This window comes from Pseudomonas boreofloridensis, assembly GCF_030580795.1.
In the GTDB taxonomy this organism is placed as follows: Bacteria; Pseudomonadota; Gammaproteobacteria; order Pseudomonadales; family Pseudomonadaceae; genus Aquipseudomonas; species Aquipseudomonas boreofloridensis.
Genome location: NZ_JAUQOQ010000008.1, coordinates 1 through 11,544, shown reverse-complemented (window position 1 = coordinate 11,544; position 11,544 = coordinate 1). Strand labels below are relative to the sequence as shown.

Sequence of the window (11,544 nt, the reverse complement as noted above, 5' to 3'; positions counted from 1 at the left end):
GGCCGCTGATCGGGGCGCTGCGGCTACCGGCCGTAGCGCGCCTTGCCCCAGTCCAGCAGGGTTTCCAGCAGTTGCCGCAGCACGGCCTGGGTCGGCCGTGCCAGGTCTTCGCGGTACTCGAATGGCGCCACTTCGTTCATGTAGGTGCTCTGCGCCAGCTCCAGTTGCACGGCATGAATGTGCTGCGCCGGATCGCCATAGTGGCGGGTGATGTGCCCGCCCTTGAAGCGCCCGTTGAGCACATGGCTGTAGCTCGGCGCCTGGGCGCAGACCGCCTGCAAGCGCTCGGCCAACTGCGCATCGCAGCTTGCGCCGTTGAAGGTGCCGAGGTTGAAGTCCGGCAGCTTGCCGTCGAACAGGTGCGGGATGTGCGAGCGGATCGAGTGGGCGTCCCACAGCAGCGCATAGCCGAACTCGGCGCGCAGGCGCTCGAGCTCCTGGCGCAGGGTGTCGTGGTAGGGACGCCAGATCTGCGCCAGGTATCCGGCGCGCTCTTCGGCCGACGGCGCCTGACCGTCCTTGAACAGCGGCTCGCCCTCGAACAGCGTGGCCGGATACAGACCGGTGGTGGCGCCGACGTACAACGGCTTGTCATCGTCGGGCCTGTTGAGGTCGATGACGAACCGCGAGTAGTGCGCCGCCACCACGCTGGCGCCCAGTTCGCCGACGAAATCGTAGAGCTGCGGAATGTGCCAGTCGGTGTCCGGCAGGCCACGTGCTGGCTCTACCAAACCCGCCTGCACCGTCGGCGTCAGCGCGAGACCGGCATGGGGCATGCTGACCAACAACGGCAGGCGGCCTGCGTGAAAACTCAATACCTTGTCCATGACGCCTCTCAATGGGAAATTTCATGGCCCAGGCGCACCACACGCTTGGGCAGGTCGCCGCCGAGCCAGTAGGCCAGGTCGGCGGGACGGTCGATCTGCCAGGCGACGAAATCGGCCACCTTGCCGACCTCCAGCGTGCCGTGACTGGCGCCAAGCCCCAGGGCCGTGGCGGCATGCACGGTCACTCCGGCCAGCGCCTCTTCCGGCGTCATACGGAACAGGGTGCAGCCCATGTTCAGCATCAAGCGCAGCGACAGCACCGGTGAGGTGCCGGGATTGAGGTCGCTGGACAGGGCGATCTTCACGCCATGCCGACGCAGGGCGTCCAGGGGTGGCAACTGGGTCTCGCGCAGGAAATAGAACGCGCCCGGCAGCAGCACCGCCACGGTGCCGGCCCTGGCCATGGCGATGGCGTCGTCTTCGGTCATGAACTCCAGGTGATCGGCCGACAGCGCCTGGTAGCGCGCCGCCAGGCTCGACCCATGCAGCGACGACAACTGCTCGGCATGCAGCTTCACCGGCAAGCCCAGTTCACGGGCCTTGATGAACACCCGCTCGACCTGGGCCGGGGAGAATGCCAGGTGCTCGCAGAACGCATCCACCGCATCGATCAGCCCTTCGCTGGCCAGGGCCGGCAGCATCTGCTCGCAGACCAGGTCGATGTAGGCGTCGGCGCGTCCGGCGTATTCCGGCGGCAGCGCGTGGGCGGCCAGGCAGGTGGCGCGCACGGTCACCGGCAGTTCCTCGCCGAGGCGGCGGGCCACACGCAGCATCTTGCGCTCGTTGACCAGGTCCAGCCCGTAGCCGGACTTGATCTCAAGCGTGGTCACGCCATCGCGCAGCAACGCTTGCACGCGTTGGCGGGCGCTCGCCAGCAGGGCGTCCTCGCTGGCCGCACGGGTGGCACGCACGGTGCTGGCGATGCCACCGCCGTTGGCGGCGATCTCGGCATAGCTGACGCCTTGCAGGCGCTGCTCGAATTCGCCGCTGCGGTTGCCGCCGAACACGGCGTGGGTATGGCAATCGATCAAGCCGGGGGTGACCCAGGCGCCGCCCAGGTCGACCACCCGCTCGGCCTCGACGCTGGGGACGTCCGCCTGCGCGCCGATCCATTCGATCAGCCCGGCATTGCTGACGATCGCTGCCTGCTCGATCGTCGAGTAGTTGCCCTGCGCCATGGTGGCGACATGGCAGTTCTGCCAGAGGGTTCTCATAGTGCGCTCCACACGTCAGCGGTGCAGCTCGGCCTGCTCCCGGGCGACCTGGCCGCCACCGGCGCGCGGTTTGCACCACAGCCGGTAGGACAGCACCAGGAACACCACCCAGACCACGCCGACCAGCAGCGCCGCCTGGGTGTCGGGGAAGTAGCCGAGCACACCGAAAATGAACAACATGAATACGATCGCCAGCGCCGGCCCCCAGGGCCAGAACGGCACCGGGAAGGCCAGCGCGGCGGTTTGCTCGCGATCCAGGCGTCGGCGCATGGCCACCTGGGTCAGCAGGATCATCAGCCACACCCACACCGTGGCGAAGGTGGCGATCGAGGCGATCAGCAGGAACACGTTCTCCGGGATCAGGTAATTGAGCAGCACGCCCAGCAGCAGCGCGGCGCCCATCACCAGCACCGTCAGCCACGGCACGCCGTGCCGCGACAACCGGGCGAAGCCGCGTGGTGCCTGGCCCTGCTCGGCCAGCCCGTACATCATGCGTCCGGCGCCGAAGATGTCGCTGTTGATCGCCGACACCGCTGCCGAAATCACCACCACGTTCAACACCGCCGCTGCCGAGCCGATGCCCAGGTGGCTGAAGATCTGCACGAACGGACTGCCCTGGGTGCCGATCTGCGGCCAGGGGTACAGGCACATCAGCACGAACAGGGTGAGCACGTAGAACAGCAGGATGCGCAGCGGCACCGCGTTGATCGCCTTGGGAATGACGCGTCGCGGGTCCTGCGCCTCGCCCGCCGTGATGCCGATGATCTCGATGCCGCCGAAGGCGAACATCACCACCGCAAAGGAGGCGATCAGCCCGGCGACGCCATTGGGCAGGAAACCGCCGTGGGCGAACAGGTTGCCAACCCCGAGTGCCGGGTCGCCGCCCGCCTGGCCCAGGCCAAAGGCCATGATGCCGAAGCCGGCGAGGATCATCGCGACGATGGCGCCGACCTTCAGCAGCGACAGCCAGAACTCCAGCTCACCGAACACCTTGACGTTGCACAGGTTCAGCGCGCCGATCAGGAACACGATGCCCAGCACCCAGATCCAGCGCGGCACCTCGGGAAACCAGAAGCCCATGTAGATGCCGAAGGCGGTGACGTCGGCGATGCAGACGATGATCATCTCGAAGGCGTAGGTCCAGCCCAGGACGAACCCGGCCAGCGGCCCGAGATAGGTACTGGCGTATTGGCCAAATGAGCCGGCCACAGGATTGTGCACGGCCATTTCACCGAGCGCGCGCATGACCATGAAAACCGCCGCGCCACCGATCAGGTAGGCCAGCAGCACCGCCGGCCCGGCCATCTGGATCGCCGAGGCCGAGCCGTAGAACAGCCCGGTGCCGATGGCCGAACCGAGGGCCATGAAGCGGATGTGCCGGGCGGTCAGCCCGCGTTTGAGTCCTTGTGCCTGCTGCATGAGTCGTCCTTATCGTTGGGCTGCTGGAAAGGGCCTGGAAAGCGGTCACAGACTCGGCAAGACCCCCGCCGGCAACAAGCCGGTAAGACGCCCCTCGGCCAGCAGGTCCACCGCCACCTCGATGTCTGGTGCGAAGAAGCGGTCGCGGTCGTAGTGCGGGACTTCACGGCGCAGGGTGACACGCGCCTGCTCCAGCTTCGCCGAGGTTTTCAGCCCTTCGCGCAGGTCCAGCCCCTGGCAGGCGCCCAGCCATTCGATGGCCAGCACCCCACGGGTGTTCTCGGCCATTTCCCACAAGCGCTTGCCCGCCGCCGGGGCCATGGAGACGTGGTCCTCCTGGTTGGCGGAGGTGGGCAGGCTGTCGACGCTGTGCGGGTGCGACAGGGCCTTGTTTTCGCTGGCCAGCGCGGCAGCGGTGACCTGGGCGATCATGAAGCCGGAGTTGACCCCGCCGTTCTCCACCAGGAAGGGCGGCAACTGCGACATGTGCTTGTCCATCATCAGCGAGATGCGCCGCTCGCTCAGCGCGCCGATCTCGGCGATGGCCAGGGCCAGGTTGTCGGCCGCCATGGCCACCGGCTCGGCGTGGAAGTTGCCGCCGGAAATCACTTCGTCCTCGGCGGCGAACACCAGCGGGTTGTCCGACACGGCGTTGGACTCGATGGCCAGCACCTCCGCGGCCTGGCGCATCTGCGTCAGGCAGGCGCCCATCACCTGCGGCTGGCAGCGCAGCGAATAGGGATCCTGGACCTTGCCGCAATGCTTGTGCGACTGCGACACCTCGGTGGAATCGCCCAGCAGGTCGCGGTAGCAGGCCGCCGCGTCGATCTGCCCACGCTGGCCGCGCACCGCATGCACGCGGGCATCGAACGGCGCACGCGAGCCCAGTGCCGCCTCCACGGTGAGCGCGCCGCAGGCGATGGCTGCGGCGAACAGGTCTTCGGCCTGGAACAGCCCGCGCAGGGCATAGGCGGTGGATGCCTGGGTGCCATTGAGCAGCGCCAGGCCTTCCTTGGCGGCCAACGTCAGCGGCTGCAGTCCCGCCACCGCCAGCGCCTCACGGGCGTCCAGCCACTGGCCTTGGTGGCGCGCCTTGCCTTCGCCCAGCAGCACCAGCGACATGTGCGCCAGCGGCGCCAGATCGCCCGAGGCCCCGACCGAGCCCTTGAGCGGGATGTGCGGATAGACCTCGGCGTTGACCAAGGCGATCAGCGCGTCGATGACCTGCCGACGGATGCCGGAGAAACCCCGCGCCAGGCTGTTGATCTTCAGCACCATGATCAGCCGCACCAGTGCATCGTCCAGCGGCGCACCGATACCGGCGGCGTGGGACAGCACCAGCGAGCGCTGCAGGTTTTCCAGGTCGTGGCTGGCGATGCGGGTCGAGGCCAGCAGGCCGAAGCCGGTGTTGATGCCATAGGCGGTGCGGTCCTCGGCGAGGATGCGCTCGACGCAGGCGACGCTGGCGTCGATGGCTTCGGCGGCGCCTGCATCCAGGCTCAGGCTCACCGGCGCCTGGTGAATGCGGCGCAGTTGGGCCAGGCTGAGCTGGCCGGGGGTCAGGGTCAAAGCGTCCATGTGATAGCTCCTTGTTATTGTGTTCAGTGCCGTGCCGCCAGCAGCGGCTGCGGCAGTCGAGGGTCTTTGAGCAGGCGCGCGGCGGTGGCGATGTCCGGCGCCAGCCAGCGGTCCTGGCAATAGGCTGGGACGCACGCGCGCAGTTGCCGCCACGCGGCCCCAGTGCCCGCGCCCAGGCGGTGGTCGGCGTGGAACTCGAAGGCCTGGGCCGCCAGCAGGTACTCGATGGCGAGGATCTGCGTGCAGTTCTCCAGTACCTGGTGCAGCTTCAGTGCGGCATTGGTGCCCAGGCTCAGGTGATCTTCCTGCAGCCCCGAGGTGACGAAGTTGTCCAGCACCGCCGGCTGCGCCAGTTGGCGGTTCTGAGCGCACAGCGAGGCGGCCACGTACTGGGCGATCATCATCCCCGAGTTGACGCCGGGCTCGCTGACCAGGAACGCCGGCAGGCCGCTGACCAGCGGGTTGACCAGCCGGTCCAGGCGCCGCTCAGCGATGGCGCCGATCTCGGCCATGGCGATCGCCAGCAGGTCGCTGGCCAGCGCCACCGACTGACCATGGGGGTTGGCCTGCGAGACCACGCGAAAGTCATCGGGGGTGCCGAGCAGCAGGGGGTTGTCGTTGGCGCCATTGAGCTCGGCCTCGACCTGGCGCACCGCGTGGGCCAGTTGATCGCGGGCCGCGCCGTGCACCTGGGGGATCGAACGAATGCTCAGGGCGTCCTGGGTGCGGATGCCTTCGCTGGCGGCGATCACCTCGCTGCCGGCCAGCAGCGCGCGCAGGTGCTCGCCCACAACCTGCATCCCCGGATGCGGCTTGAGCGCGATGATCTCGGGATCGAACGCGGCGATCTGGCCGCGTAGCGCCTCGAAGCTCATGGCGCCGATCACGTCGGCCCAGTCCAGCAGGCGCTGGGCATCGTCCAGGGCCAGGCAGGCCAGGCCGGTCATGCAGGGCGTGCCGTTGACCAGGCACAAACCGTCCTTGGCGCCCAGTTGCACGGGCGCCAGGCCCGCGTCGGCCAGGGCCTCGGCAGCCGCGACAATGCGCCCGCGATAGCTGACCTGCCCCACCCCCAGCAGGCACACCCCGACATGGGCCATGTGCGTGAGATACCCCACCGAGCCCTGGGATGGCACCTGCGGCGTGATGCCGTGTTCGAGCAGCGCCAGCAGCGCCTCGACCACCGCCCGCTGCACGCCCGAATGGCCATGACTGTAGTTGACGATGGCCGCGCAGATGATCGCCCGGGTCTGTTCGTCCGGCAGCGCTGGGCCGACACCGCAGGCGTGGCTGAGCAGGGTGTTGCGCGACAGCGCGCTCAATTGCTCGCCGGCTAGCGACACGTTGCACAGCGCCCCCAGGCCGGTGTTGACACCATAGGCGCGCTCGCCGCTGTCGACGATGCGGCGCACGATGGCCTGGGCCTTGTCGATGCGTGCCCACACCGTCGGCGTCAATGCCAGGCGCGCCGCGTGCCGGGCCACGGCGGCGATGTCCTGCCAGCGCACCGGGCCGTCGCCGAGCAGCACCACTTCAGGGTTCGACATGGGGCTCCTCATACCGCGACGGCGCGGCGCTGGACGAAGCGGTCGACGTACTCGTCGGCCGGCGAGTGCAGGATTTCCTGCGGCGTGCCCACCTGGATCAGACGACCGTCCTTGAGGATGGCGATGCGGTTGCCGATGCGCACCGCCTCGTCCAGGTCGTGGGTGATGAACACGATGGTCTTGTGCAGGGTCTTCTGCAGCTCCAGCAGTTGGTCCTGCATCTCGGCACGGATCAGCGGGTCGAGGGCGCTGAAGGCCTCGTCCATGAGGATGATGTCGGTGTCGGCCGCCAATGCCCGGGCCAGGCCCACACGCTGGCGCATGCCGCCGGAGAGTTGGTGCGGGTATTTCTTCTCGTAGCCCTTCAGGCCCACGGTCTCGATCCACTGCAAGGCACGGGCCTGGCAGGTCGCCTTGCTTTCGCCGCGCACCTTCAGCCCGTAGGCGACGTTCTCCAGCACGTTGCGGTGCGGCAGCAGGCCGAAGCTCTGGAACACCATGCTGATCTTGCGCCGGCGGAAATCACGCAGGGCGTCCATGTCGTACTGCAGGATGTCCTGGCCATCGACCAGGATCTGCCCGCTGGTGGGATCGATCAGGCGGTTGAAGTGACGCACCAGGGTCGACTTGCCCGAGCCGGACAGGCCCATGATGACGAAGATCTCGCCGCTGCCGATCGACAGCGACAGGTCGTTGACCCCGACCACGCAGCCGGTCTGGCTCAGCACTTGCTCCTTGCTGCGCCCGTCGCGGATCAGTTGCAGCGCGTCGGCGGCACGCTCGCCGAAGATCTTGAAGACGTGCTTCACTTCGATCTTGCCGATCGGCTGGGCGCTCATGGGTTCACCTCGTGACGGGGCCGGCCATAGGCCTGGGTAATGCGGTCGATCACCACCGCGAGGATGACGATGGCCAGGCCCGCTTCCAGGCCGCGACCGACGTTGAGGGTCTGGATGCCCACCAGCACGTCTTCGCCCAGGCCTCGGGCGCCGATCATCGAGGCGATCACCACCATCGACAGGGCCATCATGGTGGTCTGGTTGATCCCGGCCATGATGCTCGGCAGCGCCAGCGGCAACTGCACGCCGAACAGCTGCTGCCAGCGATTGGCGCCGAAGGCGTTGATCGCCTCCATCACCTCCCGGTCGACCTGGCGGATGCCCAGGTCGGTGAGGCGGATCAACGGTGGCGCGGCGTAGATGACGGTGGCGAAGATCGCCGGCACCTTGCCCAGGCCGAACAGCATCAGCACCGGAATCAGGTACACGAAGCTGGGCATGGTCTGCATGATGTCCAGCAGCGGCATCAGCACCGCCCGCAGGCGGTTGCTGCGCGCCGAGAGAATGCCCAGCGGGATGCCGATCAACACCGAGATCAACGTGGCCACCAGCATCAGTGCCAGGGTCTGCATGAGCTTGTCCCACAGCCCGACCGCACCGACCAGGAACAGCAGGCCGACGATTACCAGCGTGGGCAGTAGACGCCGAATGGCGTGCCAGGCGAGCACGCCAACCAGCGCCAGCATCAGCCACCAGGGCGTGGCACGCAGCAGGCCTTCGAGGTTGACGATGGCCCACAGCAGGGTGTCGGAGATGTGCCGGAACACATCGCCGTAGTGGGTCACCAACGCATCGACCCAGCCATTGACCCAGTCGGCGATGGAGAACGTGAGGTTGTCAGGAAACATAGGCTGCACTCATCAGGGTGAGGACGCTCACAGCGCCGCGTTGATCTTCTTGGCAGCGTCTTCGCTGACCCACGCCTGCCACACCTCAGGATGTTCCTTGAGGAAGATCTTCGCCAGTTTCGCCGACTCGATGCGCTCCTTGCTCATGCGGCCCAGGTTCTGGTTGAGCAGGTCGATGGGGATGTTGACCTTCTCCAGCACGCCGACCAATTCGGGGGCCTGGTCGTGGAAGGCTTTCGACAGGCCGACCTTGATCGACACGGTCTTGTCCACGCCCGGTTTTTCCTCGAGCTTGACCAGGTCCACCTGGCCCATCAGCGGCGTAGGTGTCCAGTAGTAGAACAGGATCGGCTCGCCGCGCTTGTAGCTCGACAGCGCGGCAGCATCGAGCGCAGGCCCGGTGCCGGGGCGGAAGTTGGTGTAGGTGTCTTGCAGGCCGTAGTCCTTGAGCATCTGGGTGTTGTCCAGCTCGCAGGTCCAGCCGGCCGGGCAGTTGTAGAAGCGGCCCTTGCTCGGTTCCTCAGGGTCTTTGAACACGCTGGCGTACTTGCCCAGGTCGGCGACGCTCTTCAGGTCAGGCGCCTTGGCCTCGAGCTTGCGCTTGGCATCGCCCTCGATCACGTAGCGCGGCACGTACCAGCCCTCGACCGCCCCGACCACCGGGGCGCCGACGCCCACCACCTTGCCGGCCGCCTCGGCCTTCTTCCACACCTCGCTGCGTCCGACCCATTCTTCGGCGAACACCTGGATGTCGTTGCTGCCCAGGGCGTTCTCCATGGTGATGGAGTTGCCCGGCAGGCTGTCGGTCTTGCAGCCGTAGCCCTTTTCCAGCACGAACTGCATCAGGTCGGTCAGCAGCATGCCGCTTTCCCAGTTCAGCCCGGCGAACTTCACCGGTTTGCCGGACTCGCACCAGGTCGCTGCCTGCGTGGCACCGGCGGTGCCGAGCAGGCCAACGGCGAACAGCGAAGCAAGCAAGGTCTTGTTGGTTTTCATTGCGTGACGCTCCCAAACTTTAGAAGTGGAATTCGGCAGTCCTTGCAAAGAAGTGGGATGGCCTGGGCTGCATGGCGCGCCCAGGCCTTCCGATCAACCCGTGATCATCGGCAGGTTCAATCCCTGCTCTTTGGCGCATTCGACAGCGATTTCATACCCGGCATCGGCGTGGCGCATGACCCCGGTGGCGGGGTCGTTGGTCAACACCCGAGCGATACGCGCAGCGGCTTCGTCGGTGCCGTCACACACGATCACCACGCCCGAATGCTGGGAGAAGCCCATGCCCACGCCGCCGCCATGGTGCAGCGAAACCCAGGTGGCGCCGCCTGCGGTGTTGAGCAGGGCGTTGAGCAGCGGCCAGTCGGACACGGCATCGGAGCCGTCCTGCATGGCTTCGGTCTCGCGGTTGGGGCTGGCCACGGAGCCGGAGTCCAGGTGATCGCGGCCGATCACCACCGGCGCCGACAGCTCGCCGCTACGCACCATTTCGTTGAACGCCAGGCCCAACTTGGCGCGCTGGCCCAGGCCGACCCAGCAGATGCGCGCCGGCAGGCCCTGGAAGGCGATGCGCTCGCGGGCCATGTCCAGCCAGCGGTGCAGGTGCTCGTCGTCGGGGATCAGTTCCTTGACCTTGGCGTCGGTCTTGTAGATGTCCTGCGCGTCGCCGGACAGCGCCGCCCAGCGGAAGGGACCGATGCCGCGGCAGAACAGCGGACGGATGTAGGCCGGTACGAAGCCTGGGAAGTCGAAGGCGTTGCTCACGCCCTCCTCCTGGGCCATCTGACGGATGTTGTTGCCGTAGTCGAAGGTCGGCACGCCGGCCTTCTGGAAGTCGAGCATGGCCTGCACGTGCACGGCCATCGAGCGCTTGGCGGCCTTGACGGTGCCGGCGGGATCGCGCTTGGCCTGCTCGCGGTACTGCTCCCAGGTCCAGCCGCTGGGCAGGTAACCGTTGAGTGGGTCGTGGGCGCTGGTCTGGTCGGTGACCATGTCCGGGCGCACGCCTCGCTTGACCAGTTCGGGGAGGATGTCGGCAGCGTTGCCGTGCAGGGCGATGGAGATGGCCTTGCCTTCGGCGGTGTAGCGGGCGATGCGCGCCAGGGCGTCATCCAGGTCGCTGGCCTGTTCGTCGACGTAGCGGGTGCGCAGGCGGAAGTCGATGCTGGTCTGCTGGCACTCGATGTTCAGCGAGCAGGCGCCGGCCAGGGTGGCGGCCAGCGGCTGGGCACCGCCCATGCCGCCCAGGCCGGCGGTGAGCACCCACTTGCCGGTGAGGTTGCCCTGATAGTGCTGGCGACCGGCCTCGACGAAGGTTTCATAAGTGCCTTGGACGATGCCTTGGCTGCCGATGTAGATCCAGCTGCCGGCGGTCATCTGGCCGTACATGGCCAGGCCCTTGGCGTCGAGTTCGTTGAAGTGTTCCCAGTTGGCCCAGTGCGGCACCAGGTTGGAGTTGGCGATCAATACCCGTGGTGCGTCGCGGTGGGTCTTGAACACGCCGACGGGTTTGCCGGACTGCACCAGGAGGGTTTCGTCGTCGTTCAGTGCCTTGAGGCTGGACACGATCTTGTCGTAGCACTCCCAGTTGCGCGCTGCGCGGCCGATACCGCCGTACACCACCAATTCCTTGGGGTTCTCGGCCACTTCGGGGTCGAGGTTGTTCATCAGCATGCGCAGGGGGGCTTCGGTCAGCCAGCTTTTGGCGTTCAGCTGGGTGCCACGGGGGGCACGGATCTCGACGTCACGGAAGGTGGTGGGCTTTTGGTCAGTCACGAACAATGCTCCTTGAGCGATCTGGGCGAACCCGATGAGAGTGGCGGGCCGGGGTGTCACTGTTGCGCTGGGGGACAGCCAGTCCACTGTGGCGCGCTTGGCTTTACTTGTACATACAAGCATATGCAATTGGATTGCCAAGTTTTTTTGGGGGGGTGGGTGGGGTGGCTGGGGGCCTTGTGGTTGGTGGGGTGGAGAAGGTTTTTTTTGGGGGTGTCGGGAGGGGGGGGGTTGGGGGATTTGCGCTATTTCGGGGCGATTGGTAACAGTGTGGGCTGTTGGGGGGCGTTACGGGTAACTGGGGGCTCGGGGGTTTTTTGGGGTGATTGTGGGCGGGGATTGGGGGCGGGGATTGGGGATTTTTGTTGCAACTCTTGGGTATGTCAGAAATTTTGTGTTCGGGCATAAAATGAGCAAGAGGTGCATGTATGCCAACCAAGAAGAAACCCCTGCGTGACCTACCAAAAATCCCCAAGGAGCTGCTCGAGCAGTTCGGTGAGGGC

The 11,544-nt window shown here is 66.6% G+C and carries 9 protein-coding genes; all 9 read right to left on the bottom strand.

Annotation, left to right across the window (positions count from 1 at the left end):
* Window positions 1-23 precede the first annotated feature (23 nt).
* Complete coding sequence (hutG, locus tag Q6A47_RS11745; RefSeq protein WP_304484403.1) at window positions 24-827, bottom strand: N-formylglutamate deformylase; 804 nt, start codon at window positions 825-827, stop codon at window positions 24-26.
* Between the two features lie 8 nt (window positions 828-835).
* A complete protein-coding gene (hutI, locus tag Q6A47_RS11740) occupies window positions 836-2,041 on the bottom strand; it encodes an imidazolonepropionase (RefSeq protein WP_304484402.1) in 1,206 nt (401 codons plus the stop codon).
* 15 nt (window positions 2,042-2,056) lie between these two features.
* Entirely contained in the window at window positions 2,057-3,460 is a 1,404-nt protein-coding gene (locus tag Q6A47_RS11735; protein ID WP_304484401.1) for an amino acid permease, read from the bottom strand.
* A 45-nt stretch (window positions 3,461-3,505) separates the two neighbouring features.
* Window positions 3,506-5,038: a histidine ammonia-lyase gene (gene hutH / locus Q6A47_RS11730; RefSeq protein ID WP_304484400.1), complete on the bottom strand. Its 1,533-nt coding sequence runs from the start codon at window positions 5,036-5,038 to the stop codon at window positions 3,506-3,508.
* Between the two features lie 23 nt (window positions 5,039-5,061).
* On the bottom strand, window positions 5,062-6,585 hold the full coding sequence (locus Q6A47_RS11725) for an HAL/PAL/TAL family ammonia-lyase (protein ID WP_304484399.1): 1,524 nt from the start codon (window positions 6,583-6,585) through the stop codon (window positions 5,062-5,064).
* 8 nt (window positions 6,586-6,593) lie between these two features.
* Window positions 6,594-7,424 carry a quaternary amine ABC transporter ATP-binding protein gene (locus tag Q6A47_RS11720; RefSeq protein WP_304484398.1) on the bottom strand — a complete coding sequence of 277 codons (831 nt, stop codon included), beginning with the start codon at window positions 7,422-7,424 and terminating at the stop codon, window positions 6,594-6,596.
* Complete coding sequence (locus Q6A47_RS11715; RefSeq protein WP_304484397.1) at window positions 7,421-8,272, bottom strand: ABC transporter permease; 852 nt, start codon at window positions 8,270-8,272, stop codon at window positions 7,421-7,423. Before Q6A47_RS11715 ends, Q6A47_RS11720 begins: the two co-directional genes overlap by 4 nt.
* A gap of 27 nt (window positions 8,273-8,299) precedes the next feature.
* Window positions 8,300-9,268: an ABC transporter substrate-binding protein gene (locus tag Q6A47_RS11710; RefSeq protein ID WP_304484396.1), complete on the bottom strand. Its 969-nt coding sequence runs from the start codon at window positions 9,266-9,268 to the stop codon at window positions 8,300-8,302.
* Between the two features lie 93 nt (window positions 9,269-9,361).
* Window positions 9,362-11,041: a urocanate hydratase gene (gene hutU / locus Q6A47_RS11705; protein ID WP_039582696.1), complete on the bottom strand. Its 1,680-nt coding sequence runs from the start codon at window positions 11,039-11,041 to the stop codon at window positions 9,362-9,364.
* Window positions 11,042-11,544 lie beyond the last annotated feature (503 nt).